This window comes from Oceanicaulis sp., assembly GCF_051859625.1.
Lineage (GTDB): Bacteria > Pseudomonadota > Alphaproteobacteria > Caulobacterales > Maricaulaceae > Oceanicaulis.
Genome location: NZ_JBHYFH010000002.1, coordinates 555400 through 581727, shown reverse-complemented (window position 1 = coordinate 581727; position 26328 = coordinate 555400). Strand labels below are relative to the sequence as shown.

Below are 26328 nucleotides of genomic sequence, written 5' to 3'. Positions count from 1 at the left end.
CTCTTATGAGCAAGACCGAAACGCTGACAGAACTGGGCGCGCACCTTACGGCGGCGCTCAGCGACGATGTCCGCAGTGTGGATGTCGCCCATGAGGAATTGACGCTGACCATTCACCGCGATCGCGTGGTGAAGGTGTTGCGTTTCCTGCGTGACGACGCCCTGTGCCGTTTCACGACGCTGATCGACATTTGCGGCGTTGACTGGCCGTCGCGCGCGGACCGGTTTGACGTGGTCTATCACCTTCTGAGCATGCATCTGAACCAGCGCATCCGCGTGGTTCTGAGCACGGATGAAGACACGCCTGTGGCCTCTGTGGTCGAGCTGTTTCCGGCGGCCAACTGGAATGAACGCGAAGCCTTCGACATGTATGGCATCTTGTTCGATCACCACCCCGATCTGCGCCGCATCCTGACCGATTACGGCTTCCATGGTCACCCGCTGCGCAAGGACTTCCCGCTCTCGGGCTTCAACCAGGTCGTTTATGACGACGAGCAGAAGCGCGTGGTCTACGAACCCGTCGAGCTGGTCCAGGACTACCGTGACTTTGACTTCCTCAGCCCCTGGGAAGGCGCGAAATACGTGCTGCCCGGCGATGAGAAAGCGGAAGGGAAGGCGTAAACGTCATGGCTGAAACCGATATCCGCAATTTCACGATCAATTTCGGCCCGGTGCACCCCGCCGCACACGGCGTGCTGCGCATGGTGCTGGAGCTGGATGGCGAAGTCGTCGAGCGCGTCGATCCGCATATCGGCCTTCTGCACCGCGGCACCGAGAAGCTGCTGGAGCACAAGACCTATCTTCAGGGCATCGGCTATTTTGACCGCCTCGACTATGTGGCGCCGATGAACCAGGAGCATGCGTTCTGCCTGGCGATCGAGAAGCTCGCGGGCATTCCCGTGCCCAAGCGCGCCTCTTATGTGCGTGTCCTGTATTCTGAAATCGGCCGCATCCTGAACCATTTGCTGAACGTCACGACGCAGGCGATGGATGTGGGCGCACTGACGCCGCCGCTCTGGGGCTTTGAAGAGCGCGAGAAGCTGATGGGCTTTTACGAGCGCGCCTCCGGCGCCCGCTTGCACGCCCATTATTTCCGTCCGGGCGGCGTCCACCAGGACCTGCCGCAAGAGCTGATCGATGATATCGACGCCTGGTGCGACCAGTTCACCCAGCATGTGGATGATCTTGAGACCCTTCTGACCGAGAACCGCATCTTCAAGGCGCGCAATGTCGATATCGGCGTGGTGTCCAAGCAGGATGCGCTCGAATGGGGCTTCTCCGGCGTCATGGTGCGCGGTTCGGGCCTGGCCTGGGATCTGCGTCGCTCGCAGCCCTATGAAGTCTATGATGAGCTGGAATTCCAGATTCCGCTGGGCAAGAACGGCGACAATTACGACCGCTATCTGTGCCGCATGGAAGAGATGCGCGAATCCATGAAAATCATGAAGCAGTGCTGCGACTGGCTCTCCCGCGAGGAGAACCAGGGCGACGTGCTGCCTGTGGATTCCAAGTTTGCGCCGCCGCGCCGCGCCGAGATGAAGCGGTCCATGGAAGCGCTGATCCAGCACTTCAAACTGTACACCGAAGGCGTGCACGTTCCTGAAGGTCAGGCCTACGCCTACGTCGAAGCGCCCAAGGGCGAGTTCGGCGTTTACCTGATCGGCGACGGCACCAACAAACCCTATCGCCTGAAAATCCGCGCGCCCGGTTTCGCGCACCTTCAGGCCATGGATTACCTCAATAAGGGCCACATGCTCGCGGACGTCTCCGCGATCCTGGGCTCACTCGACATCGTGTTCGGGGAGATTGACCGATGAGCGCGCGTCGCATCGCCGCCGAACAGCCTGAAAGCTTCGCCTTTAATGAGAAGAGCGAAGCCAAGGTCCAGTTCTGGCTCGCCAAATACCCTGAAGAGCGTAAGGCGTCGGCGGTAATTCCGCTGCTCTGGATTGCGCAAAAGCAGGACAATTGGGTGTCCGAGCCCGCCATGCGCGAGATCGCGGAACGCTGCGGCATGCCGTATATCCGCGTCTATGAAGTGGCGACCTTCTACACCATGTTCAATCTCGCCCAGACCGGCAAACACCTGATCCAGGTGTGCGGCACGACCCCGTGCTGGCTGCGCGGCGCGGATGACCTCAAGGCGGTGTGCGAGAAGAAGATCGGCAAGAAGGGGCGCGAGCATGTCTCTTCGGACGGTCTTCTGGCCTGGGAAGAAGTCGAGTGCCTGGGCGCTTGCGCCAATGCGCCGATGGTCCAGATCTCCAACACCGAAGGCGATCTGTATTACGAAGACCTGACCGCGGACGCTCTCGAGCAGATGCTTGATGATCTGCGCGCCGGCAAAGAGGTCAAGGCGGGTCCGATCTCGGGGCGGTCCTGCTCCGAGCCGACCCAGGCGACGACGCTGACCCTGGTCGATGAGAGTCTTTATGACGGCTCGCGCGCCAAAAAGGTCAAACTGCCCAACACCAAGGGCGCGACCGACTCAGACGTGCGCAAGGCGGAGCCCGCCAAGCCGCAGGAAAAGTCAGCCGAGACCAAGGCCAAGCCCAAAGCCAAGGCGAAATCGCCGGCGCCCAAAGCGGCCGCAGCGGACGCTGGCGCCGGTAAGGAGCCCAAGCTCCTGAAAAAGCCGAGCGGCAAGGCCGACGATCTCAAAAAGCTGACCGGTCTCGGGCCGAAGCTTGAAACCTCGCTCAATGAGATCGGCGTCTATCATTACAGCCAGATCGCAAGCTGGAGCGCTGAAGAAGCGGTCTGGGTCGATGCGGCGCTGAAGCTGCGCGGCCGGATCGAGCGCGATAACTGGATCGACCAGGCGAAAGCCCTGGCCGGCAAGGCGGAAGGGTAATCCATGACCCAGCTATTGCAGGATAAAGACCGGATCTTCACCAACCTCTATGGCCGCCATGACTGGCGCCTTGAGGGCGCGAAGCAACGCGGTCACTGGAACGCCACCAAGGATATTCTGGATCAGGGCCGGGACTGGATCATCGACGAGATGAAAAAGTCCGGTCTGCGCGGCCGCGGCGGCGCAGGCTTCCCGACCGGTCTGAAATGGTCGTTCATGCCCAAGGAAGTGGGGGCGCGTCCGCACTATCTGGTCGTGAACGCCGATGAATCCGAACCGGGCACCTGTAAGGACCGGGAGATCATGCGCAATGATCCCCAGACCCTGATCGAGGGCTGCCTGATCGCGTCTTTCGCCATGCAGGCGCACGCTTGCTACATCTATATCCGCGGTGAGTACCAGTTCGAGCTGGGCCGGATGGAAGCCGCCATCAAGGAGGCGTATGACGCCAAGCTGATCGGCAAGGACAATGTCCATGGCTGGGATTTCGATCTCTATATCCACCACGGCGCCGGCGCTTACATTTGCGGCGAGGAAACCGCGCTGCTCGAAAGCCTCGAAGGCAAGAAGGGCCAGCCGCGCCTGAAGCCGCCATTCCCGGCGAACGCCGGCCTTTATGGCGCGCCGACCACCGTGAACAACGTGGAATCCATCGCCGTCGCGCCGACCATTCTGCGCCGCGGCGCGGACTGGTTCGCGGGCTTTGGCCGCGAGGGCAACGCCGGCACCAAGGTGTTCTCGATCTCGGGCCATGTGAACGCGCCATGCAATGTCGAAGAGGTGATGAGCATCCCGCTCAAAACCCTGATCGAGACCCATTGCGGCGGCGTGCGCGGCGGCTGGGACAATCTCAAGGCGGTCATTCCGGGCGGCTCGTCCGTGCCGCTGCTGCCCAAGGAAATCTGCGACGACGTGCTGATGGATTTCGATGCGCTCAAAGAGCACAAATCCGGTCTTGGCACCGCCGCCGTGATCGTGATGGATAAATCCACCGATCTCGTCAAAGCGATCGCGCGCATCTCGTACTTCTACAAGCACGAGAGCTGCGGCCAGTGCACGCCGTGCCGTGAAGGCACCGGCTGGATGTGGCGTGTGCTGGACCGGATGTCCCGCGGCGAAGCGGAGACGAGCGAGATCGACGATCTTCTGGACGTGGCCGGCCAGGTGGAAGGCCACACGATCTGCGCGCTCGGCGATGCGGCGGCCTGGCCGGTTCAGGGCCTGATCCGCCATTTCCGCGGCGAGATCGAGGATCGCATCAACAACTACCGCGCCGGCAAGCCGGTGTTCACGCCCCAGGCTGCGGAGTAGGAACCAGACATGTCTGATAATCTGCGCACCATCGTGATCGACGGCGAGGAAGTCACCGTCCCCAACGATTATAACCTGCTTCAGGCGTCCGAAGCGGCAGGCCGGGAAATCCCGCGCTTCTGCTATCACGAGCGTCTGTCAGTGGCGGGCAATTGCCGCATGTGCCTGGTGGAGCTGGTGGGCGCGCCGAAACCCGTCGCCTCCTGCGCCTTTCTGGTGCGCGACATGCGCGGCGGGCCCAATGGCGAGCCGCCGCAAATGCGCACGCTCAGCCCGCTGGTGAAAAAGGCGCGCGAAGGGGTGATGGAGTTCCTCCTCATCAACCACCCGCTCGATTGCCCGATCTGCGACCAGGGCGGCGAATGCGACCTTCAGGACCAGTCCCTGGCCTATGGCCGCTCCGGGTCGCGCTTTGACGAGAACAAGCGCGCGGTCGAAGAAAAATACATGGGTCCGCTGATCAAGACGGAGATGACCCGCTGCATCCAGTGCACGCGCTGCGTCCGCTTCTCCACCGAGATCGCGGGCGTGCCCGAGCTGGGCGCGATCGGCCGTGGCGAGAACATGGAGATCACCACCTATCTGGAACAGTCCATGACGTCCGAACTGTCGGGCAATGTCATCGATCTGTGTCCGGTGGGCGCGCTGACCTCTCGCCCTTACGCCTTCAATGCGCGTCCGTGGGAGCTGACCAAGACCGAGACCATCGACGTGATGGACGCGCTTGGCTCCAACATCCGGGTCGACAGCCGCGGCGGCGCCGTGCTGCGCATCATGCCGCGCCTGCATGACGACGTGAACGAAGAGTGGATTTCCGACAAATCCCGCTTTGTCTGGGACGGCCTTGGCCGCCAGCGTCTGGATCGTCCGTTCGCCAAGAAAGACGGCAAGCTCGCGCCGATCGACTGGGATGAAGCCCTGACCATCGCCGAAGACAAGCTGTCCGGCGACGCGTCAAAAATCGGCGTCATCGCCGGCGATATGAACGATGTCGAGGGGCTCTACGCCGCCAAAGAGCTGTTTGATGCGCTTGGCGTCACATCCATCGACGCGCGCCAGGACGGCTCGAAACTCGGCGCCGGTCCGCGCGAAAGCTATCTGTTCAACTCCACGATCAAGGGCATTGATCAGGCCGACGCGATTTTGATCGTCGGCGCCAATCCGCGCGTGGAAGCGGCCGTGATGAACGCCCGCATCCGCCAGCGCTGGCTGACCGGCAAGTGCGAGATCGGCGTCATCGGCGAAGCGCATGACCTGACCTATGACTATGCGCATGTGGGCGAGGGCGCGAAAGACCTCGCAGCCCTCAGCGGCAAACGCTCCGGCTTCATCAAGACCCTGAAAGACGCTGAGCGTCCGATGATCATCCTGGGCGCGGGCGCGCTGGCGCGTGAAGACGGCCAGCAGGTGCTGCGCGCTGCGGGTGAGTTGGCTGACAAGATCGGCGCGGTGAAAGAGGGCTGGAACGGCTTTAACGTGCTGCATACGGCGGCGAGCCGTGTGGGTGCTCTGGATCTCGGCTTCGTGCCGGGTGAAGGCGGTCGCGACACCAATGCCATTCTTGACGGCGCTGCTTCGGGCGACGTGGATACCGTCGTGCTTCTGGGCGCGGATGAGATCGATATGTCAAAGCTCGGCTCCGCCTTCGTGCTCTATGTGGGCCACCATGGCGACAAAGGTGCGCAGCGCGCGGACCTGATTTTGCCGTCAGCGGCTTATACCGAAAAGCCGGGCCTTTACGTGAACACCGAAGGCCGGGTGCAGATGGCCGAGCGCGCTGTCTTCCCCAAAGGCGAAGCGAAAGAGGACTGGGCGATTTTCCGGGCCCTGTCCGCGCGCCTTGGCAAGACCTTGCCGTATGACAATCTGAACGCTCTGCGCGCCAAGCTGATCGGGGATCATGAGATCCTGGGCCAGATTGATCACGCGCCGGGGGCTCTGACAGCGGCTGATTTCAAACCCGCCGAGCTGGGCGAGGCGGGCGATGTGTCCGACGCGCCGTTCAAGAGCGCGGTTGAAGACTTCTACTTTACCAATTCGATCGCGCGGGCGTCCAAGACCATGGCTGAGTGTTCAGCTGCGGCGACGGCGGCGCGGCAAACCCTGCAAGCGGCGGAGTAGGGCGCATGTACGATTTCGTCACTCAATGGGGACCGCTCTGGGGCACGCTGGCGTCTGTGGGCCAGATCCTGGGCTTCATGGTCGTCTTGCTGCTGTCGCTGGCCTTCCTGCTTTTGATGGACCGCAAGGTCTGGGCGGCGGTTCAGATGCGCAAAGGTCCCAACACGGTCGGTGCGTTCGGGCTGCTGCAGTCCTTTGCGGACTTCATCAAGTTCGTCCTGAAGGAAATCATCGTGCCCGCCGGCGCGGACCGGCCGCTGTTCATTCTGGCGCCGCTTCTGACGCTGACTTTCGCCTTTATCACCTGGGCGGTGATCCCGGTCGCTCCGGGCTGGGTCATCTCCGACCTCAATGTCGGCATCCTCTACATCTTCGCCATCAGCTCGCTGGGCGTTTACGGCATCATCATCGGCGGTTGGGCGTCCAACTCGAAATACCCGTTCCTGGGCGCCATGCGTTCGGCGGCGCAGATGGTGTCCTATGAGGTTTCCATCGGCTTCATTCTGGTGACCATCCTTCTCATGGTCGGCAGCATGAACCTGACCGATATCGTCGAGGCGCAGGCCGGCGGGTTCTGGAACTGGCACGTCCTGTCGTTCGACATGTTCCCGGTGCCGGTGTTCGTGATCACCATCCCGATGTTCGTGATGTTCTTCATTTCGGCGCTGGCGGAGACCAACCGTCCGCCGTTTGACTTGCCGGAAGCGGAATCCGAACTGGTGGCCGGCTATCAGGTGGAATACTCCTCCACCCCGTATCTGCTGTTCATGATCGGCGAATATCTCAACATTGTTCTGATGTGCGCCCTGATGACCGTCCTGTTCATGGGCGGCTGGCATGCGCCGTTTGATATTGTTCCGTTCACTTGGGTCCCCCCGGTGTTCTGGTTCGCGATCAAAGTGGTTCTCTTCTTCTTCATGTTCGCCATGGTCAAAGCATTGGTGCCCCGGTACCGCTATGACCAGCTGATGCGTCTGGGCTGGAAAATCTTCCTGCCCACCTCGCTGGCCGCCGTGGCGCTTATGGGCGGCATCGTCGCCTACTCGAACGCTGGTTAAGGGCTAAGGATCTGACATGAGCCGGATTGCACAAACCCTGCGCGGCGCCGCCCTGATGGACTTCTGGGGCGCGTTCGCACTTGGCATGCGGTACTTCTTCCGCAAGAAGCCGACCATCAACTATCCCTTTGAAAAGGGACGTCTTAGCCCGCGTTTCCGCGGTCAGCACGCCCTGCGCCGCTACGCCAATGGCGAAGAGCGCTGCATCGCCTGCAAGCTGTGTGAAGCGGTCTGCCCGGCGCAGGCGATCACCATTGAAGCCGAACCGCGCGAGGACGGCTCGCGCCGAACCACGCGCTATGACATCGACATGACCAAATGCATCTATTGCGGATATTGCCAGGAGGCGTGCCCGGTGGATGCAATCGTTGAGGGGCCGAATTTTGAATTCGCCACCGAAACCCGCGAAGAGCTGTACTACGACAAAGCCAAGCTCCTCGATAACGGCGACCGGTGGGAACGTGAAATTGCGCGGAACCTCGAACTCGACGCGCGCTACCGTTAACGCTATCACGGCGCGCGACTCCATACCGGGGCTGGGGATTCTCTCCTGCTCCACTTGATCTCAGTCCGGCGAGTCTCAGCTCGTCGCCCGTAAGGGGGGCAACAGTGCTGTCAGCAGCGGCCTTCTACATTCTCTCAGCGACCGCCGTGTTCTCCGCCTTGATGGTGGTGATCGCCAAGAACCCGGTTCGAGCGGTGCTGTTCTTGATCCTCGCCTTCTTTTCGGCGGCGGGGCTGTTCGTCCTTCTCGGGGCCGAGTTCCTGGCGATGATCCTGGTCATCGTCTATGTGGGCGCGGTTGCGGTGCTCTTCCTGTTCGTGGTGATGATGCTCGACATCGACTTCGCCCAGCTCAAGGAAGGCTTTATCAGTCACGCGCCGCTCGGCGGTCTGGTGGCCCTCGCGCTCGCCGGCATCCTGGCGACCACGGGGCTGGGCTGGGTCAGCGCCGACAGCGCCAGCTCCGCTTTGCAATCGCCGACGCCGGACGACATGACCAATGTCGCCGCTCTTGGGGCGCTCATCTATGACCGCTACGTGTTCTTCTTCCAGCTTGCGGGCCTTGTGCTGCTGGTCGCCATGGTCGGCGCCATCGTTCTGACCTTGCGCCATCGCGACGGCGTCAAGCGCCAGGACATGCACGCCCAGGTCAATCGCAAGCGCGAAGACTCCGTCGAGATCGTCGACATCAAAAGCGGCGAGGGGATTGGCTAATGCTTGAAGTTGGTTTGGGTCATTATCTCGCCCTGGCGGCGATCCTGTTCACCATTGGCGTTTTCGGCATTTTCGTGAACCGCAAGAACGTCATCATTCTTCTGATGTCGATCGAGCTGATCTTGCTGTCGGTGAACATCAACATGGTCGCGTTCTCCGCCCATCTGGGCGATCTGACCGGCCAGGTCTTCGCCATGTTCATTCTTACGGTCGCGGCCGCCGAAGCGGCGGTCGGTCTCGCCATTCTCGTCGTCTTCTTCCGCAACCGTGGCGATATCGCGGTTGATGACGTCAACCTGATGAAGGGCTAGCGCACGGTCATGGCTTATATCGTCGTCTTCGCCCCGCTTCTGGCGGCCATCATCGCCGGTCTGCTGCAAAAGCAGATCGGGGACCGTCTGGCCCAGATCCTGACCACCGGCGCCACCATCGCGGCGGCGCTCGGCTCTGTGGTGCTGTTCTTTGACGTCGCGGTGAACGGCAACGCCCGCACCATCGAGCTGGCGCAATGGATGGCGGTCGGCAATTTCGAGATCAACTGGGCGATCCGCCTGGACACGCTGTCGGCGGTCATGCTGGTCGTGATCACGTCGGTGTCCTCGCTGGTGCACGTCTATTCATGGGGCTACATGTCCCATGATCCGCACCGGGCGCGGTTCTTCTCCTATCTGTCGCTGTTCACCTTCGCGATGTTGTCGCTGGTGACGGCGGACAACTTCATCCAGATGTTCTTCGGCTGGGAAGGCGTGGGGCTCGCCTCCTATCTCCTGATCGGGTTCTGGTACCAGAAAGAGAGCGCCACCAGCGCCGCCATCAAGGCGTTCGTGACCAACCGCGTCGGCGATTTCGGCCTCGCGCTCGGCATCATGGCGATTTATCTGGTGTTCGGCTCGCTGCAGTTTGACGAAGTCTTCGCCCAGGTTCCGGGCATAGTGGATGAAACCATCGCCTTCTTCGGCATGAACTTCAAAGTCCTCGAACTGATCGGTTTCCTGCTGTTCATCGGCGCCATGGGCAAGTCCGCGCAGTTCTTCCTGCATGTCTGGCTGCCTGACGCGATGGAAGGCCCGACCCCTGTGTCCGCGCTGATCCACGCCGCCACCATGGTGACCGCGGGCGTGTTCCTGGTGTGCCGCGCCTATCCGATCTTCGAACTGGCGCCCAACACCTCCGCCTTCATCACCTTTATCGGCGCGTCGACGGCTCTGTTCGCGGCGACCGTGGGGCTGGCGCAGAACGACATCAAGCGCGTGATCGCATACTCCACCTGTTCGCAGCTGGGCTACATGTTCTTCGCGGCGGGGCTGGGCCTGTATTCAGCGGCCATGTTCCACCTGTTCACGCACGCCTTCTTCAAGGCGTTGTTGTTCCTCGGCGCAGGCTCGGTCATTCACGGCCTGCATGACGAGCAGGACATGCGCAATATGGGCGGCATCTACAAATTGCTGCCTGTCACCTGGATTATGATGATCATCGGCACGCTGGCGCTGACCGGCGTAGGCATTCCGCTCCTCGGGATCGGCTTCGCCGGGTTCTACTCCAAGGACATGATCATCGAAGAAGCCTTCATGATGGGCCAGGACGGCGTCGCCTTCGGCATGTTCGCCTTCTGGATCGGCGTGATCGCGGCAGGTCTGACGAGCTTCTATTCCTGGCGTCTGATCTTCATGACCTTCCACGGCAAGCACCGCGGCGAGGAAGAAGTGCTCAAGCACGCCCATGAAAGCGGTCCCGTCATGGTGATCCCGCTGGTGCTGCTGGCCATTGGCGCCTTGTTCGCGGGCATGGCGTTCAAGTCCGATTTCGTCGGCAAGGGCGCTCTGACCTTCTGGGAGGAGAGCCTGCCGGCCGGGCCTTACGCCGAAGGCAATTACGGCCATCTGGTCGAAGGCTATGGCCAGAGCCACGCCGATGAGCATGGCGTCGAGCTGAGCGAGGCGGAAGCCGCCTCGCTGGAAGCGGCCATGTCGGACGATGAAGCCCATGCGGCTCAGGAGCACGCTGTCAGCGCCGCTGATGATCATGGCGACGCTCATGACGGCGAGCATGCCGGTCATCACCCGCCCACCTGGGTGCTGTTTGCGCCGTTCGCAGTGACGCTGCTCGGCTTCGCGCTGGCCTGGTACTATTACATGGCCAATCCCGAACTGCCGCGCCGTATCGCCGAGAAGAGCGGTCCGCTGCACCGCTTCCTGCTGAACAAATGGTATGTGGACGAGATCTACAACGCCACATTCGTCCGGGCCACGCGCGGTCTGGGTGATCTGTTCTGGAAGTTCGGCGATCAGAAGATCGTCGACGGGCTGGGCCCGAACGGCATCGCCGCTACGGCGATGTCTTCGGCCCGCCGGATCGCCAAGCTGCAGAGCGGCTATCTCTATCACTATGCATTCGTGATGCTGATCGGGGTCCTCGGACTGGCCCTGTGGCTGATCGCTGGCGCTGGAGCGTAGGGTCTCATGCTCGGTCAACTTCCCATCCTCTCCGCCATCACCTTCCTGCCCGCTCTCGGGGCGGTTGCGATCTTGCTGCTGCGCGCCCTGATGCGCAGCGAAGAAAGCGCGGTGCTGGACCGGAACGCCAAGGGCGTCGCGATCTTCGTGTCTCTCTTTGTCTTCGCCCTGTCTTTGCTGCTGCTGGTCGAGTTTGATTCCTCCCAGGCCGGGTTCCAGTTCGTGGAAAACCTGCCCTGGCTGCCCGCGCTCGGCATCTCCTACAAGATGGGCGTGGACGGCATTTCGGTCCTGTTCGTGGTGCTGACGGCCTTCCTGATGCCGATCTGCATCCTGTCGAGCTGGAAGCTCGACAAGCGCGTCGCCGATTACATGGCCGCCTTCTTGCTGCTGGAGACCCTGGTCATCGGCGTGTTCTGCGCGCTCGACATGATCTTGTTCTACATCTTCTTTGAAGGTTCGCTGATCCCGATGTTCCTGATCATCGGCGTCTGGGGCGGTCAGAACCGGATCTATGCGGCGTTCAAATTCTTCCTCTACACCTTCATCGGCTCGGTGCTGATGCTGGCGGCGATGATCGTCATGTTCTCCCAGGTCGGCACCACCGACATCGAAGTTCTGCTGGCGCATCCGTTCGCCCGTGACCTGCAGATCTGGCTGTGGCTGGCCTTCTTCGCTTCGTTCGCGGTGAAGATGCCGATGTGGCCGGTTCACACCTGGCTGCCGGACGCACACGTGCAGGCGCCGACGGCAGGCTCTGTGATCCTGGCGGGCATCTTGCTGAAGCTCGGCGGCTACGGCTTCCTGCGCTTCTCGATCCCGATGTTCCCGAACGCCAGCGAATTCTTCGCGCCGATGGTGTTCGTGCTGTCCATCATCGCCATTGTCGTCACCTCGCTGATCGCCTTCCGTCAGACCGACATCAAGAAGCTGATCGCCTATTCGTCTGTCGCGCACATGGGGTTTGTGACCCTGGGCATCTTCACGATGACCGAGCTCGGCGTGCAGGGCGCGATCTTCCAGATGCTCAGCCACGGCGTCATTTCCGCGGCGCTCTTCTTGTGCATCGGCGTGATCTATGACCGTTTCCACACCCGCGAGATCTCCTTTTACGGCGGCCTCGTGCACAAGATGCCGGTGTTCGCCGCCGTGTTCGGCCTGTTCGCCATGGCCAATGTCGGGCTTCCCGGCACGTCTGGGTTCATTGGCGAGATCATGACCATGACCGGCGCCTTCCAGGTGGACCCGCGGGTCGCTGCGGGCGCTGCGCTCGGCGTGATCTTCTCGGCGGTCTACATGCTGGTCGCCTACAAGAAAGTCGTCTTCGGCGTGATCACCAATCCCAAGCTTGAAACCGCCACCGACCTCAATGGCCGCGAGTGGATCAATCTGGGCGTTCTGGCCGTGCTGGCGGTGTATTTCGGCTTCTTCTCGACGCCGATCACTGACACCACCCGCGCCTCTGTGGACCAACTCATTCAGCACTACCAGTCCGCGCAGACGGTCGAGGCGACAGCCTCTGATCTCGCGCCGGCTGAAACCGCTGCGCACTAGCAAGGACAGGTCATGACTGTTTCGACGCTGCTCGCCGACCTTCAACTGCTGACGCCGGAGCTTTTGCTCTCTGTCGGCGCCATGGCGCTCTTGCTCATCGGGGTCTACACCAAGGGCGAGGCCCAGGCGGCCCAACGCATCATGACGCTGGCCACGGCGCTGTTGATCCTCGCCGCCGGCGTGTCGGTCTGGATGGCGCAAAGCCCGGGCGGCACGGCCTTTCACGGCGCGTTCGTGCTTGATTCCTTCTCCATGTACGCCAAGACGGCTGTCTATCTCGCCGGTGCGGTGGCTCTGGTGCTGGCGGGGCATTACCTGCGCGCCGAACAGCTCGCCCGGTTTGAATATCCGGTTCTGGTGACGCTCGCCGTCACGGGGATGAGCGTGATGGTGTCGGCCAACGACCTGATCACGCTTTATCTGGGCCTTGAGCTGCAATCTCTGGCGCTCTACGTGCTCGCCGCGTTCAACCGCGATTCCCTGCGCGCATCCGAAGCGGGCCTGAAATACTTCGTGCTGGGCGCCCTCAGCTCGGGCCTGCTGCTGTACGGCTCGTCTTTGGTTTACGGGTTCTCAGGCTCCACCGCGTTTGACGCCATCGCTGTCGCGGCGGCGGAAGGCGGCCAGAATATGGGGCTGCTGTTCGGGCTGGTCTTCGTAATCGCCGGTCTCGCCTTCAAGGTCTCCGCCGCGCCGTTCCACATGTGGACGCCGGATGTGTATGAAGGCGCGCCGACCCCGGTCGCGGCCTTCTTCGCCACGGCGCCGAAACTGGCGGCCATGGTGCTGCTGGCCCGCGTTCTGATGGAGCCGTTCGGCCCGATGACCGAGCAATGGCAGCAAGTCACCATGGTGATGGCGGTGCTGTCGATGGCGTTCGGCTCGTTCGGCGCACTGATGCAGTCCAATATCAAACGCCTGATGGGCTACTCCTCCATCGGCAATATGGGCTATGTGCTGGTCGGCCTGTCCGCCGGCACCGCGCTCGGCCTGTGGTCTGTGCTGTTTTACATGACGCTTTACGTGATCGGCGTCGCCGGCGCGTTCGCCGTCATCCTCTCCATGCGCCGCTCTGAGGGCATGGTGGAGCGGATCGAGGATCTGGCCGGTCTGTCCCAGACCCGTCCGGCGCTCGCCTGGTCCATGACGGCCCTGATGTTCTCCATTGGCGGCATGCCGTTCATGATCGGCTTCTTCGGCAAGCTCTTCGTGTTCTATGCGGCGGTGCAGGCGGGTCTGATCTGGTTGGTCATTCTGGCGGTGCTCTTCTCCACGGTGTCGATCGCGTACTATCTGCGCGTCATCAAGGTGATCTGGTTTGACGAGCCCAATGGCGATTTCCTGCCGGCGCCGGCCGGTCCGGCCATCGTGTCGCGTCTGGCGGCTCTGGTGGCGGTGTCCATGCCGGTCGTCGGCGTGATCATCGCGCTTGTGGTCAACGCCGGGGCAGGCATTGGCGGCTAAGCCGGGCCTGCCGATCACCTATTTCGACACGCTGGATTCCACGAACGAGGAAGCCAAGCGTCAGGCTCTGGCGTGCGCAACGGGTCCGCTCTGGATCGTCGCGCGTCGTCAGAGTTCCGGGCGAGGGCGTCGGGGCCGCGTCTGGACATCGAAACCGGGCAATCTCTTCACCACCGGGCTGTATCGGCTTGAGTGCGAACCTTCGCAGGCCGCTCAGCTCTCGTTCGCAGCGGCGTTGGCCGTCGGTGATCTGTGCGCCAGCGTTCTGGACCCTGAACAGGTCCGCCTGAAATGGCCGAATGATGTCCTGGTCGGTGGACGCAAGATCAGCGGCATCTTGCTGGAATCCGGTCAGCATGCTGATGGCGGGCTCTGGCTGGCGGTGGGCATTGGCGTCAATCTCAGCCATCACCCTGAAGACTCCGAGCGTCCCGCCACCGATCTGCGCGCTCACGGCGCTGAACTCAGCGTGGAGGCCGCCGCGGAACGCCTGTCCCAGCGCTTTGACCATTGGCTGAACCGATGGGCGCAGGATGGGTTCACGCCGATCCGTGAGGCCTGGCTGTCACGTGTGCATGGCCTGGGAGAGCGCTGCCTTGTGCGCCTTGATCATGAGACGCTTGAGGGCGTGTTCGCGGATCTGGGGTCGGACGGCTCGCTGCGACTTGATTTGAAAGATGGCGGTCGGCGCTTTATCTCCGCAGGCGATGTCTTTTTTCCCGGCGCTTCAAGCTGATGCGCCCTTTCTGGGAGCCGATCCATGCTTCTCGCGATTGATTGCGGCAACACCAACACGTTGTTCGCCGTGCATGACGGCGATGACTGGCGCGCGCAATGGCGCACTGCGACCCATTCCACGCGCACGGCGGATGAATATGCGGTCTGGCTGCAGCAACTCCTGCAACTGCAAGGGCTTAGCTTGCAAGACTTGAAGGGTTGCGTGATCTCTTCGGTGGTGCCGCAATCGCTGTTTAACCTGCGCAACTTGGCGCGGCGTTATGTGGGGGCGGAGCCTGTGGTCGTGGGCGACGCCCATGTGGATCTGGGCGTTGGCGTGAATCTGCCGCGTCCTGAAGAAGCGGGCGCGGACCGTCTGGTGAACGCGCTAGGCGGCCGGGTGCGCTATGACGGGGCGATGATCATCGTGGATTCCGGCACGGCCACCACCTTCGACGTGGTCTCCGCCGATGGTAATTTTGAAGGCGGGGTGATCGCGCCGGGCATCAATCTCTCCATGCAAGCGCTGCATCAGGCTGCGGCGCGACTGCCGCGCATCGCAATCGAGAAACCTCAACGGGTTATGGGCACAGACACCGTCGGCGCCATGCAGTCGGGCGTGTTCTGGGGCTATGTCGATCTCATCGACGGGCTTGTGACGCGGCTCAAAGCCGAGTACGGCCAGCCCATGACCGTTATTGCAACTGGCGGCGTCGTTTCCCTGTTTGAGGACGCGGCGCGCACAATCGACCATTACGACCCTGATCTGACCATGCGGGGCCTTCTGGAAATCTGGAAACGTAACGCGCCTCAGGGCGAAGGGGCGCACGCATCGTGACCCAGACTGACAACGCATTGTATTTCGTCCCGCTCGGCGGCTCCGGCGAGATCGGGATGAACCTGAACCTTTATGGCTATGGTCCCGAAGAAGATCGCAAATGGATCATCCTCGATTGCGGGGTGACCTTTGGCGACCTGACCACGCCGGGCGTGGACATCATCACTCCCGATCCGCGCTTCATCGCGGAGCGCAAGCACCAGCTTCTGGGCATCGTGCTGACCCACGCCCACGAAGACCATATGGGCGCGGTCGCTCATTTGTGGCGCCAGCTGGAATGTCCCATCTACGCCACGCCGTTCACGGCCTGGCTGATGCGCGACCGTCTGGCCGAGCACGGCCTGCTCGATCAGGTGGCGCTGCACGAGATCGACCTGCACACCCGGTTTGAGCTGGGCCCGTTCGACATGCAGCTGGTGACGCTGACCCACTCCATCCCCGAACCCAATGGCGTGATCATCCGCACCCCGGTCGGCACGGTGCTGCACACCGGCGACTGGAAAATCGACCCCGAACCGCTGATCGGCGCTTCAACCGATGTCGCCGCGCTGGAAGCGGCGGGCGAAGAAGGCGTGATGGCGATGGTGTGTGACAGCACCAATGTCTTCACCGAAGGGGAATCCGGCTCTGAGAGCGAAGTGCGCGATAATCTGATCGAGCTCGTCGGCAAGCAGACGGGCCGCGTGGCCATCGCGGCCTTCGCGTCGAATGTGGCGCGCCTTGAAACCGCGATCCGCGCCGGCGAAGCCAATGGTCGCCGTGTCTGCCTGGTGGGCCGGTCCATGCACCGGATGACCCAGGCCGCGAAAGCGGTCGGTCTTCTGGCCGATTGCCAGCCTTTCATCGAGGAAGAGGAAATCGGCTATTTCCCGCCCGACAAGATCTTGCTGCTGTGTACCGGCTCTCAGGGCGAACCGCGCGCCGCACTGTCGCGCATTGCTGAAGGATCACATCGCAATGTCACGCTAAACAAAGGTGACAGCGTGATTTTCTCCTCCCGGATCATTCCCGGGAACGAGCGCGGCATCTTTGATCTGATGAACCGTCTGGCCGAGCGCGGCGTGGACATCATCACCGAGCGCGACGAGCATATCCACGTCTCGGGCCATCCGTGCCGCGACGAATTGCGTCAGATGTACGCCTGGGCCAAGCCCACCACCGCGATCCCGGTGCATGGCGAGTATCGCCATCTGGTCGAACACGCCCAGCTGGCGCGTGACCTTCAGGTGCCCAACGCCGTGGTGCCGCGCAATGGCTCGATCATTCGCATCACCCAGGATGGCGCGTCCATCGTGGATGAAGCGCCCGCTGGCCGTTTGCATGTGGACGGCAATTTTCTGACCGAGGCGGATGCGGAATCCATCAAGGAACGCCGCCGCCTGGCCTATAACGGTCATCTGACCGTGGCGGCTGTGCTGGCGGACGGCGAGCTGGTGTCAGAGATTGACGTGCGCGCCATGGGCGTGGCGTCCACCCATGCCTATGACCTTGACGACTTCCTGGATGATCTGGCGGAGGCGGCTGACACCGCGTTCAAACGCCTGGATCGCCGGGCGCGCAAGGATCCGGGCGCGGTTGAGGAAGCGATCCGCCGCGGCGTGCGGCGGGAGGCCAGCCGAATCTGGGGCAAGAAACCTCATGTGGAAGCTATTATTCTCACGGTTTGATAAGCACGGAGAGTCGTCATGAAGCTGGGACGTTTGAACCATGTGGGCGTTGCGACGCCGGATGTGGACGCCGCGGCGGCGGTCTACGCCGAGCTTTATGGCGCGACCGAGCGGACCGAGACCAAGGATTTCCCGCATCTGGGCGTCCGGGTGGTGTTTGTGACCTTGCCGAACATGCAAATCGAGCTGATCGAGCCTCTGGGCGAGGCGAGCCCGATCCACAAATACCTCGAAAAGAACCCCAAGGGCGGTCAGCACCATATGTGCTTCGAGGTGGAGGACATCGTCAAAGCGCGTGACGCCATGGTCGAGCGCGGCGCGACGGTGCTCGGGACCGGCGAGCCCTATATCGGCGCGCATGGGGTGCCGGTGATCTTCGTCCATCCCAAGGACACAGGCGGCGTGCTGGTCGAGCTGATGCAGGACCCGGCGCTATACCAAGGTGAGGCGGGCCATTGAGGCGCTATGCGGAATACGCCCTGCTGGGCCTGGTCTTTGTGATCTGGATCGCTCAGGGCTTCCTGCCTGATCGCGGCGTCGGGGTCGTCACGGGCGTGGTGATTTTCCTGATTTCGTGGTGGATGCTGTTTCTGGGCGTGCTGCCGTTAAATATCCGCGGTCAGTTTGAAGACAATGACGTGGTGGAAGGCTCCGAGCCCGGCGCGCCCGTATCGCCGCGCATCAAAGAGAAAATGTGGCTGGCGACGGTGCTGACCGCGGGCGTATGGCTGGTTCTGTTCACGGTTCTCGAATTTGGCCTGATCGATCTGGACTCCCTGAGCTGGGGCCCGAGTTATATCGAGTACGAGTAGCGGTCAGTCGCGGCTGTCCGTTTCGCTCTCGCCTGACATGCTGGCGTGCTCCCAGCTCATCAGCACAACGCCTGCAAAGACCACGGCGAAGCCCGCCAGATGCACCCAGGCGAACGCTTCGCCGAGCAAGATGTAGGACAGGACCAGAGCGGACACCGGCATCACGCCCATGAACGCCGCTGCGGTCGCGCCTTCGGCTTTCTGAACGCCCGCATACCAGAGCCAGCTTCCCAGTGCGAGGGTGCCCACGCCATACCAGATCAGTGCAGTCCAGACGCCGACGTCAAAGTCTGACGGGGTGAATGACGGCCATTGCCAGACCGCCAGCGGAACAAAGAGCGGAATGGAGAGCGCCGACGCCAGAAAGGCCACCAGCACAGGGTCCATGTTCTTGGTCAGCGTCTTGCCCAGAAGCGTATAGGCGCTTTCGCAACACACCGCCGCGAAGACCAGAACGACGCCCCAGAGCGAGCCGCCCGTTTCAGCGCCAGAGCCGCCCAGTTGCAAGATCAGGACGCCTGAAACCGCGCAGCCAAGGGCGACCATTTTGCGCCAGGTGGATCTGTCTCCCAGAAACGCCATGGAGGCGGCGGCCGTCACCGCTGGCGTGGTGCTCATCACCACGGCGCCCGTCACGCCGGACGCGAGCCGCATTCCGTAGAGCATGAAGGCGGAAAAGCCCACCATGCCGAAGAGAGCGATGAAGCCGATCCGCACCCAGTCGCCCGTCGTTATGTCGCGGACGGTGTCACGGCGTCGCCAGGCGAGGGGCGCCAGAAACAGCGCGCCCAGTCCCACCCGGAACAACGAGGCGATGAAAACAGGCGCAGCCTGGGTGACGATCTTGCTCACGGGCGTGGCCGATCCGAACATCGCCATGCCCGCGATCAGTTGCGTGACGGTCAACGCTTTATGGGAGGCTTGGCCCTCAGAAGAGTTCGGGGTTTCGCTCATCAGTGGAGTTCCGGAGCTTGGCCTGTGAGTTCCGTGAGGCGAGGCGGGTATGGATGGCTTGTCCTTCTCTAACGCTAAGTCTAATCGTTGGGTTCCCGCAGTTTTTCATTGTCGCCGGATTCTTGCCCCATGCGCCTGTCCCGTTTTTTCCTGCCCGTCCTGAAGGAAACCCCTTCTGACGCGCAGATCGTCTCTCATCAGCTCATGTTGCGCGCGGGCATGATCCGCCAGGAAGCGGCGGGCATTTACGCCTGGCTGCCGCTCGGGCTGCGGGTGCTGCGCAAGATCGAAAATATCGTGCGCGAGGAACAGAACCGCGCTGGCGCGATCGAGCTGTTGATGCCGACCTTGCAGCCCGCCGATCTGTGGCGCGAGAGCGGGAGATATGACGATTACGGCAAGGAGATGCTGCGCATTGTCGACCGCCATGAGCGCGATCTTCTGTACGGTCCGACCAATGAAGAGATGATCACGGAGATCTTCCGCGGCTATTGCCGGTCCTACAAGGACTTGCCGAAGATCCTCTATCACATCCAGTGGAAGTTCCGCGACGAGATCCGCCCCCGGTTCGGGGTGATGCGCGGCCGCGAATTCCTGATGAAGGACGCCTATTCCTTCGATCTTGATTTGGCTAGCGCCACCAAGGCTTACAACAAAATGTTCGTGGCCTACCTCAACACGTTTGCGCGGATGGGCCTCAAATCCGTCCCGATGCGGGCGGACACGGGGCCGATTGGCGGCGAGCTGTCGCACGAATTCATCATCCTGGCCGAAACCGGCGAGAGCGAAGTGTTCTGCGACGCTCAGCTGGTGGACATGCCGGCGCCCGGCGAGGTCGATTTCGACGGCGATCTTCAGCCGCTGGTCGACGAGCGCACCGCGCTCTACGCCGCCACCGAGGAAATGCACGACGCCGCCCGGTTTGAAGCGGAGGTGCCGCAGGAGCGCCGCTTGTCCGCCCGCGGCATCGAAGTGGGCCATATCTTCAATTTCGGCACCAAGTATTCTGATCCGATGAAAGCGCTGGTCACTGGGCCGGACGGCAAGGATACGGCGGTTCATATGGGCTCTTACGGGGTCGGCGTGTCGCGTCTTCTGGGCGCGATCATTGAAGCCAGCCATGATGAGAACGGCGTGATCTGGCCTGAAGCCGTCGCGCCGTTCGGCGCGGGCGTGATCAATATGCGCGCGGGCGACGAGGCGTGTGACGCTGCCTCCAATGATGTCTACGCCAAGCTCGACGCAGCCGGGCTTGAGCCGCTTCTGGACGACACCAATGAACGCGCAGGCGCGAAATTCGCCACCATGGATCTGATTGGCGTGCCGTATCAGGTGGTCATCGGTCCGCGCGGCCTGAAAGAGGGCAAGGTCGAGGTGAAGATCCGCGCCTCCGGCGAACGCCATGAGCTGAGCCTTGAAGACGCCGTCAATCGCCTTGTGGAGGGCGCGTTCAAGTGAGTTCTGACGCCGCGTCGACAGCAGCGCCCCAGTCGCCGCCATCCTCTGGCGCGGCGCCGTTCTCCGGCTATGAGTTCATGCTGGCGTTCAAGTATTTGCGCGCCCGCAAGAAACATGGCGGCGTGACGCTGATCTCGGTGATCTCGTTTGTGGGCATCATGCTGGCGGTCGCGGTGCTCATCACCGTGATGAGCGTGATGAACGGGTTCCGGCACGAGCTTCTGACGCGGCTTCTGGGCGTTCAGCCCCATGTTTATGTCTATGTGCCTTCCGAGCAGGGTGAGGCGGCTTTGACGCTGGCTGACCGGATTCGTGAGCTTGAGGGCGTGCGTCAGGCGGGACCGGTTGCGACCGGACAAGCGCTTGTCACATCGGGGCGGTCCGCCGCCTTCGCGCAGGTGTCCGGTGTGCGGCCTGAAGACCTGGCGCGGTTTGACCTCATCACGGGCGCGCATGGCGCAGACGATGCGGGCGGCGGTCTTGTGGCCGGCTCGATTGATGAGTTCGGCGAAGGACGCAATGGCGGCGACGTGATCATCATGGGCACCGTCATGGCCGCTCAGCTCGGCGTTGGCGTGGGCGAGCAGGTGACCCTGGTGTCGCCCCAGGGCGCGTCCACCGCGCTTGGCATGACGCCGCGCTCCAAGCGTTACACCATTGGCGGGCTGCTCAGCGTCGGGGTCCAGGACCTTGACCAGATCCTCATCTACATGCCGCTTGACCAGGCGGCGTTGTTTTTCAATCGGCCCGCCCAGGGCGATTATATCGATGTGCGGATCGCCAATCCCGATTCGCCCGAGCCGGTGATCGAGGCCATTCGCGCCATCGCGCCCCAGGGCAGCGTCATGTTTGACTGGCGGCGACAGAACCAGGCGTTCTGGAACGCCTTGCAAGTCGAGCGGGTCGCCATGCGGCTCATTCTGTCGGCCATCGTGCTGATCGCCGCGATGAACATCATCTCCGGCCTTGTCATGCTGGTGAAGAACAAGACCCGCGATATCGCGATTTTACGCACCATGGGCGCCAGTCAGGGCGCGATCATGCGTATTTTCCTGATCGCCGGGGCGGCGGTGGGCGTGCTGGGCACGCTGGCCGGGATTGCTCTGGGGCTGTTGGCGGTGGTCGGGATCGGCCCCTTGCAGGATTTCGTCTCCTGGGTCAGCGGCGTCAATGTGTTCGACCCCAGCGTCTATTCGCTCTATCGCCTGCCGGCCAGGCTCGACTGGGGCGAGGTGGCGTTTGTGTCCTTCTGGGGCGTGTTCGCCTCTCTTGTGGCGACCCTGGCGCCGTCCTGGCGCGCGGGCCGCATCGATCCTGTGGAGGCGCTGCGTTATGAGTAAGCCAGCGCTCTCCCTGCGCGGGATCACCCGAATTTATGAGACCGAGGGCGAACGCCTCGAGGTTCTCACCGACGCCGATCTCGACCTCAATCCCGGCGAGCTCGTGGGGTTGGTGGGGCCGTCCGGATCGGGCAAGTCCTCTTTGCTGCACGCCGCAGCCTTGCTGGAAGCCCCCAATGCCGGCGAGGTCTGGATTGGCGGGCAGAACGGGCTGGCGCTGTCGGAGCGCGACCGGACGGCTTTGCGTCGCCGTGAGGTGGGGTTCGTCTATCAGTTTCATCATCTGCTGCCTGAACTGGATGCTCTGGATAATGTCGCCTTGCCGCGCATGATCTCTGGAGCCAGCCACAAGGCCGCGCGCGAGGCGGCGGAGACCCAACTGACCGCTTTGGGATTGGGCGGACGCTTGCGCCATCGACCCGGGCAGTTGTCAGGCGGCGAGCAGCAGCGCGTCGCGATTGCACGGGCTTTAGTGAACGAGCCTCGCATTCTTCTGGCGGACGAGCCGACGGGCAATCTTGATCCCGCGACCTCTGATCAGGTGTTTGAAGCGCTCGCGCACGCGTGCCGCGGGGCCGGGGCGGCGGCGTTGATCGCCACGCACAATCACGAGCTGGCGTCGCGCATGGATCGCGTGGTGACTCTGGATCACGGCCGCGTGGTCCCGTTCACGAGCGCCTGACGCGCCCCGAATTCCGTTCTTAAAATGTTCCAAGTTGCGGGTTTTCCGCAGCTTTTCAGTTCGAATCAAAATCTGCTTGACGATCGGAACAAAAGCAGAAAATATTCAATGGAACAAAACAGGAATAACTGCTGTTAAGCGCAGCTGATCAAGGAGTTGTCCCCATGCGTAACCTGATTGAAGATATGACGTCCGCCGCAGTCATCGTCGGCTTCATCGCTGTCGCGCTCAGCCTGTCCGCCGCAATCGCGGGCTGACCTCAGCGCCGGGCGGGCGCTAGAATGAAGCGGTGAGTCCGCCAGATCTGGAGCGCCCGTCGTGAGCGATGCCCCCTTCGTCCATTTACGCGTTCGGTCGCCATATTCCTTGTTGGAAGGGGCGATCCGGATCAAGGAGACGGCGGCGCTATGCAAAACCTTCTCCATGCCGGCGGCGGCGATCACCGATTCCAACAATCTGTTCGGCGCGCTCGAGTTTTCCGAAGTGCTGTCGGGCGAGGGCGTCCAGCCGATCACCGGGGTGACGCTGTCCGTTCAGGTCGAGGCGCCGCGTCCGGGAGAACGGGCGAAGCCGGACGGCACGCTGGTGTTGTTGGCGCAATCCCAAGAGGGCTACGCCAATCTGATGAAGCTGTCATCGGCGGCTTATCTCGACGTCGCCGCCACGGACGAGCCTCATGTGCCGATCGAGAAAGTGCTGGAGCTCAGCGGCGGTCTGATCTGTCTGACGGGCGGATTTGACGGCGCGCTGAACCGGTTTCTCTGCACGGGGCGGGATGGGCAGGCGCAGGCCCTTTTGGAACGCTTGCGCGCCAGCTTTCCCGATCGCCTGTATCTTGAGCTTCAGCGTCATGGCCGCGCCGATGACGTCACCGCTGAGACCTGGCTGGTCGATCAGGCTTATGCGCTGGACCTTCCATTGGTGGCGACGAACGAGCCGCATTTCCCCAAGCCTGAATTCTATCAGGCCCATGATGCGCTGCTGTGCATCTCCGAGGGCGCCTATGTCAGCATGGATGACCGGCGCAAACTGACCGCCGAGCATGATTTCAAATCCGGCGCGGCGATGGCGGAGCGGTTCGCCGACCTGCCTGAAGCGATCTCCAACACGCTAGAAATCGCAAAACGCTGTTCCTTCCGGCCGCGCACCTCCAAGCCGATCCTGCCGCGCTTTCCGACCCAGGGCGATCGCAATGAGGCTGAGGAATTGCGCGCCCGGGCGACCGAAGGTCTGGAGGACCGGCTCGCCAAGATCGAAATGGCCGATACGCGCGAGGCGTATTTTGAACGCCTCGATTATGAGCTCGGCGTCATCGAGCGCATGGGGTTTCCCGGATACTTCCTGATCGTTTCGGATTTTATCCAGTGGGCGAAATCCCAGGATATCCCGGTGGGGCCGGGACGGGGGTCGGGCGCCGGCTCGCTTGTCGCCTGGGCGCTGACCATCACCAACCTTGATCCGCTTCGGTTCGGCTTGCTGTTTGAACGCTTCCTGAATCCTGAACGCGTCTCGATGCCAGACTTTGACGTGGACTTTTGCCAGGATCGCCGCGGCGAAGTGATCCGGTATGTGCAGGAGCGCTACGGCCAGGACCGGGTGGCGCAAATCATCACCTTCGGCACCTTGCAGGCGCGCGCGGTGGTGCGCGATGTGGGCCGGGTGCTGCAATTGCCGTTCGGGCTGGTGGACCGGATCGCAAAGCAGGTCCCCAACAATCCCGCCCAGCCGGTCACCCTGGCGGAAGCGGTGAAGACCGAACCCAAGCTGCAGGAGATGCAGCGCACCGACGACATGGTCGATCAGCTGATCACTGTGGCTTTGCAATTGGAGGGCTTGTTTAGAAACGCCTCCACCCACGCCGCGGGCGTGGTGATCGGCGACCGGCCGCTGACGGATCTCGTCCCGCTTTATCAGGACCCGCGCTCGGACCTGCCCGCCACCCAGTTCAACATGAAATGGGTGGAGCCTGCGGGCCTTGTGAAGTTTGACTTCCTGGGCCTGAAAACCCTCACCGTGATCGCGCGGGCGCTCAGCTATATTGAAAGCGCGGGGCTGGCGCGTCCGGATATGGACGAGATCAGCCTGGAAGATCCCGCCACTTACGAGCTTCTGGGCGCGGGATCCTCCATCGGCGTGTTCCAGCTTGAAAGTACGGGCATGCGCGACACGCTGCGCAAGCTCAAGCCTGACAGCATTGAGGACATCATCGCGTTGATCTCGCTTTATCGGCCAGGTCCGATGAAGAATATCGACGTGTATGTGGACCGAAAATTCGGGCGTAAGGAGCCCGATTACCTGCACACCGATCTCGAACCTGTCCTGAAGGAAACCTACGGGGTCATCATCTATCAGGAACAGGTGATGCAGATCGCCCAGATCCTGTCCGGCTATTCTCTTGGAGAGGCCGACCTTCTTCGCCGCGCCATGGGCAAGAAGAAGAAGGAGGAGATGGACAAGCAGCGCGTGCGCTTCAACGAAGGGGCGGAAAAGCGCGGCGTTTCCAAGGACAAGGCCAATTATATCTTCGATCTGGTGGCCGAGTTCGCCGGCTATGGCTTTAACAAATCCCACGCCGCCGCCTACGCCCTGATCGCCTATCAGACAGGGTGGCTGAAAGCCAATCACCCCGCCGCCTTCATGGCCGGCCTGATGAGCCTTGATAGCGCGAACACGGACAAGCTCGCTGTTTTCTTCCAGGAATCCAAACGCATCGGTCTTGAAGTGTTGCCGCCGGATGTGAACGCGTCCGAGGCTGACTTCGCCCTTGAAGAGGGCAGGATCCGATACGCCCTCGGCGCGATCCGCAATGTGGGGTATTCGGCGATGGAGCATGTGGCCGAGGTGCGCCGCACGGGCGGGCCTTACAAGGATGTGTTTGATTTCGCCGAACGCGTGGATCCGCGTCAGGTGAACAAGCGCGCGTTTGAAAACCTCGCGCGCGCCGGGGCCTTCGACACGCTGGAGCCGGATCGCGCCAAGGCGCTGGCCTCCGCTGAAATGCTGTTGTCCGTATCCCAGAACGCCCAGTCCGAGCGCGACAGCGCGCAAGCCTCCTTGTTTGGCGGGGGCGGGGAATCCGGCGGCGCCAAGCTTGAGCGTCCCAATCTGCCCGACCCTGAACCCTGGGATCCGGTGCGGCGGCTGGATGAAGAGCTCGCCGCCATCGGGTTTTACCTGTCCGGTCACCCGCTCGATGACATGATGCCGGCTTTGGCCCGGCGCGGCGTGGTGGTCTTTGCGGACCTGCCGTCAAAAGCGGCGGAGGGCGCGCGCGCTGCACGCCTGGCCGCCGTGGTGCGCCGCCGTCAGGAAAAAGTCTCCCAGCGTTCGGGCGAGAAATTCGCGTTCGTCACGCTCTCTGATCCGTCCGGCGAGTTTGAGGCGCTGGTTCCGCCCAAAGTGTTGCGCGAAATCCGCGAGGTGATCGAACCGGGCGCGTCGGTGCTCGTAAACGCCAAGATCGAGGCGCAGGATGAAGGGCTTCGGCTGATCATCGACGGCGCCGACACGATCGACCCCTTTGCGGCTGAGCATATTGGTCAGGGGCTCAAAATCCGCCTGGGGCAATCAGGCGCGCTCGAACCCTTGAGAAAGCGCATCGACCGGGCCGATGGGCGGGAGGGCGCCGTGAAAGGCTCCATCCATCTGATCGTGCCTTTGTCGGACGGGCGTCTGGCGGAAGTGCGCCTGCCGGGACGCCATGCGGTCGATCCGGCGGCCCGCGCCGCGGTGAAGGCGGTCGCCGGCGTTTTGGAGGTGGAGACGCTGTAAGGCGCGCATCAGGGCGTCCTGGCGTCAGAAATGTCAGTTCAGGCGGGCGTCAGAGGC

Annotated in this window: 22 protein-coding genes; 21 read left to right on the top strand and 1 reads right to left on the bottom strand. The window is 62.3% G+C overall.

The window, feature by feature from the left end; translation table 11 throughout:
• Positions 1-5: 5 nt before the first annotated feature.
• The 17 genes from ACTIGF_RS12350 (at position 6) to ACTIGF_RS12270 (ending at position 18066) form a co-directional block, all read left to right on the top strand.
• On the top strand, positions 6-620 hold the full coding sequence (locus ACTIGF_RS12350) for an NADH-quinone oxidoreductase subunit C (RefSeq protein WP_439637172.1): 615 nt from the start codon (positions 6-8) through the stop codon (positions 618-620).
• Positions 621-625: 5 nt separating this feature from the next.
• On the top strand, positions 626-1816 hold the full coding sequence (locus ACTIGF_RS12345) for an NADH-quinone oxidoreductase subunit D (protein ID WP_439637171.1): 1191 nt from the start codon (positions 626-628) through the stop codon (positions 1814-1816).
• Positions 1813-2853: an NADH-quinone oxidoreductase subunit NuoE gene (gene nuoE, locus ACTIGF_RS12340; RefSeq protein WP_439637170.1), complete on the top strand. Its 1041-nt coding sequence runs from the start codon at positions 1813-1815 to the stop codon at positions 2851-2853. Before ACTIGF_RS12345 ends, nuoE begins: the two co-directional genes overlap by 4 nt.
• A gap of 3 nt (positions 2854-2856) precedes the next feature.
• Positions 2857-4164: an NADH-quinone oxidoreductase subunit NuoF gene (gene nuoF, locus ACTIGF_RS12335; RefSeq protein WP_439637169.1), complete on the top strand. Its 1308-nt coding sequence runs from the start codon at positions 2857-2859 to the stop codon at positions 4162-4164.
• Between the two features lie 9 nt (positions 4165-4173).
• On the top strand, positions 4174-6285 hold the full coding sequence (nuoG, locus tag ACTIGF_RS12330) for an NADH-quinone oxidoreductase subunit NuoG (protein WP_439637168.1): 2112 nt from the start codon (positions 4174-4176) through the stop codon (positions 6283-6285).
• 5 nt (positions 6286-6290) lie between these two features.
• The gene (gene nuoH / locus ACTIGF_RS12325; RefSeq protein ID WP_022699587.1) at positions 6291-7343 is read left to right on the top strand and encodes an NADH-quinone oxidoreductase subunit NuoH; all 1053 of its coding nucleotides are present in this window, start codon (positions 6291-6293) and stop codon (positions 7341-7343) included.
• Between the two features lie 16 nt (positions 7344-7359).
• Positions 7360-7848 (top strand): NADH-quinone oxidoreductase subunit NuoI, encoded by a 489-nt coding sequence (gene nuoI / locus ACTIGF_RS12320; protein ID WP_022699586.1) that lies wholly within the window; start codon positions 7360-7362, stop codon positions 7846-7848.
• Positions 7849-7952: 104 nt separating this feature from the next.
• On the top strand, positions 7953-8561 hold the full coding sequence (locus ACTIGF_RS12315; RefSeq protein ID WP_273147711.1) for an NADH-quinone oxidoreductase subunit J: 609 nt from the start codon (positions 7953-7955) through the stop codon (positions 8559-8561).
• Positions 8561-8872: an NADH-quinone oxidoreductase subunit NuoK gene (gene nuoK / locus ACTIGF_RS12310; RefSeq protein ID WP_022699584.1), complete on the top strand. Its 312-nt coding sequence runs from the start codon at positions 8561-8563 to the stop codon at positions 8870-8872. The genes ACTIGF_RS12315 and nuoK overlap by 1 nt, the downstream gene beginning before the upstream one ends.
• A 9-nt stretch (positions 8873-8881) precedes the next feature.
• Entirely contained in the window at positions 8882-11014 is a 2133-nt protein-coding gene (gene nuoL / locus ACTIGF_RS12305) for an NADH-quinone oxidoreductase subunit L (RefSeq protein WP_439637167.1), read from the top strand.
• Between the two features lie 6 nt (positions 11015-11020).
• A complete protein-coding gene (locus ACTIGF_RS12300; protein ID WP_439637166.1) occupies positions 11021-12568 on the top strand; it encodes an NADH-quinone oxidoreductase subunit M in 1548 nt (515 codons plus the stop codon).
• 12 nt (positions 12569-12580) lie between these two features.
• Positions 12581-14032 carry an NADH-quinone oxidoreductase subunit NuoN gene (nuoN, locus tag ACTIGF_RS12295; protein WP_439637165.1) on the top strand — a complete coding sequence of 484 codons (1452 nt, stop codon included), beginning with the start codon at positions 12581-12583 and terminating at the stop codon, positions 14030-14032.
• Positions 14022-14768: a biotin--[acetyl-CoA-carboxylase] ligase gene (locus tag ACTIGF_RS12290; RefSeq protein WP_439637164.1), complete on the top strand. Its 747-nt coding sequence runs from the start codon at positions 14022-14024 to the stop codon at positions 14766-14768. Before nuoN ends, ACTIGF_RS12290 begins: the two co-directional genes overlap by 11 nt.
• A gap of 24 nt (positions 14769-14792) precedes the next feature.
• Positions 14793-15587 (top strand): type III pantothenate kinase, encoded by a 795-nt coding sequence (locus ACTIGF_RS12285; RefSeq protein ID WP_439637163.1) that lies wholly within the window; start codon positions 14793-14795, stop codon positions 15585-15587.
• 56 nt (positions 15588-15643) lie between these two features.
• The gene (locus ACTIGF_RS12280; RefSeq protein WP_439637300.1) at positions 15644-17254 is read left to right on the top strand and encodes a ribonuclease J; all 1611 of its coding nucleotides are present in this window, start codon (positions 15644-15646) and stop codon (positions 17252-17254) included.
• Positions 17255-17272: 18 nt separating this feature from the next.
• Entirely contained in the window at positions 17273-17713 is a 441-nt protein-coding gene (gene mce, locus ACTIGF_RS12275; protein WP_439637162.1) for a methylmalonyl-CoA epimerase, read from the top strand.
• Positions 17710-18066 (top strand): DUF1467 family protein, encoded by a 357-nt coding sequence (locus tag ACTIGF_RS12270; protein WP_439637161.1) that lies wholly within the window; start codon positions 17710-17712, stop codon positions 18064-18066. The genes mce and ACTIGF_RS12270 overlap by 4 nt, the downstream gene beginning before the upstream one ends.
• Positions 18067-18069: 3 nt before the next feature.
• Here the strand turns inward: ACTIGF_RS12270 and ACTIGF_RS12265 are convergent, their stop codons facing one another.
• A complete protein-coding gene (locus ACTIGF_RS12265) occupies positions 18070-19020 on the bottom strand; it encodes a DMT family transporter (RefSeq protein ID WP_439637160.1) in 951 nt (316 codons plus the stop codon).
• Between the two features lie 129 nt (positions 19021-19149).
• On the opposite strand from ACTIGF_RS12265, the gene proS reads away from it, so the two are divergent.
• From proS to dnaE, 4 genes are all read left to right on the top strand, one after another.
• On the top strand, positions 19150-20478 hold the full coding sequence (gene proS, locus ACTIGF_RS12260; RefSeq protein ID WP_439637159.1) for a proline--tRNA ligase: 1329 nt from the start codon (positions 19150-19152) through the stop codon (positions 20476-20478).
• Positions 20475-21818, top strand: a complete 1344-nt coding sequence (locus ACTIGF_RS12255; protein WP_439637158.1) for a lipoprotein-releasing ABC transporter permease subunit — start codon at positions 20475-20477, stop codon at positions 21816-21818. Before proS ends, ACTIGF_RS12255 begins: the two co-directional genes overlap by 4 nt.
• Positions 21811-22500: an ABC transporter ATP-binding protein gene (locus ACTIGF_RS12250; protein ID WP_439637157.1), complete on the top strand. Its 690-nt coding sequence runs from the start codon at positions 21811-21813 to the stop codon at positions 22498-22500. The genes ACTIGF_RS12255 and ACTIGF_RS12250 overlap by 8 nt, the downstream gene beginning before the upstream one ends.
• A 318-nt stretch (positions 22501-22818) precedes the next feature.
• Complete coding sequence (gene dnaE, locus ACTIGF_RS12245) at positions 22819-26271, top strand: DNA polymerase III subunit alpha (RefSeq protein ID WP_439637156.1); 3453 nt, start codon at positions 22819-22821, stop codon at positions 26269-26271.
• Positions 26272-26328: the final 57 nt, after the last annotated feature.

Coding starts and splice junctions, on each gene's coding strand:
- ACTIGF_RS12350 (WP_439637172.1), top strand. CDS start 6: ATGAGCAAGACCGAAACGCTGACAGAACTGGGCGCGCACCTTACGGCG.
- ACTIGF_RS12345 (WP_439637171.1), top strand. CDS start 626: ATGGCTGAAACCGATATCCGCAATTTCACGATCAATTTCGGCCCGGTG.
- nuoE (WP_439637170.1), top strand. CDS start 1,813: ATGAGCGCGCGTCGCATCGCCGCCGAACAGCCTGAAAGCTTCGCCTTT.
- nuoF (WP_439637169.1), top strand. CDS start 2,857: ATGACCCAGCTATTGCAGGATAAAGACCGGATCTTCACCAACCTCTAT.
- nuoG (WP_439637168.1), top strand. CDS start 4,174: ATGTCTGATAATCTGCGCACCATCGTGATCGACGGCGAGGAAGTCACC.
- nuoH (WP_022699587.1), top strand. CDS start 6,291: ATGTACGATTTCGTCACTCAATGGGGACCGCTCTGGGGCACGCTGGCG.
- nuoI (WP_022699586.1), top strand. CDS start 7,360: ATGAGCCGGATTGCACAAACCCTGCGCGGCGCCGCCCTGATGGACTTC.
- nuoK (WP_022699584.1), top strand. CDS start 8,561: ATGCTTGAAGTTGGTTTGGGTCATTATCTCGCCCTGGCGGCGATCCTG.
- nuoL (WP_439637167.1), top strand. CDS start 8,882: ATGGCTTATATCGTCGTCTTCGCCCCGCTTCTGGCGGCCATCATCGCC.
- ACTIGF_RS12300 (WP_439637166.1), top strand. CDS start 11,021: ATGCTCGGTCAACTTCCCATCCTCTCCGCCATCACCTTCCTGCCCGCT.
- nuoN (WP_439637165.1), top strand. CDS start 12,581: ATGACTGTTTCGACGCTGCTCGCCGACCTTCAACTGCTGACGCCGGAG.
- ACTIGF_RS12285 (WP_439637163.1), top strand. CDS start 14,793: ATGCTTCTCGCGATTGATTGCGGCAACACCAACACGTTGTTCGCCGTG.
- ACTIGF_RS12280 (WP_439637300.1), top strand. CDS start 15,644: ATGAACCTGAACCTTTATGGCTATGGTCCCGAAGAAGATCGCAAATGG.
- mce (WP_439637162.1), top strand. CDS start 17,273: ATGAAGCTGGGACGTTTGAACCATGTGGGCGTTGCGACGCCGGATGTG.
- ACTIGF_RS12265 (WP_439637160.1), bottom strand. CDS start 19,020: ATGAGCGAAACCCCGAACTCTTCTGAGGGCCAAGCCTCCCATAAAGCG.
- proS (WP_439637159.1), top strand. CDS start 19,150: ATGCGCCTGTCCCGTTTTTTCCTGCCCGTCCTGAAGGAAACCCCTTCT.
- ACTIGF_RS12250 (WP_439637157.1), top strand. CDS start 21,811: ATGAGTAAGCCAGCGCTCTCCCTGCGCGGGATCACCCGAATTTATGAG.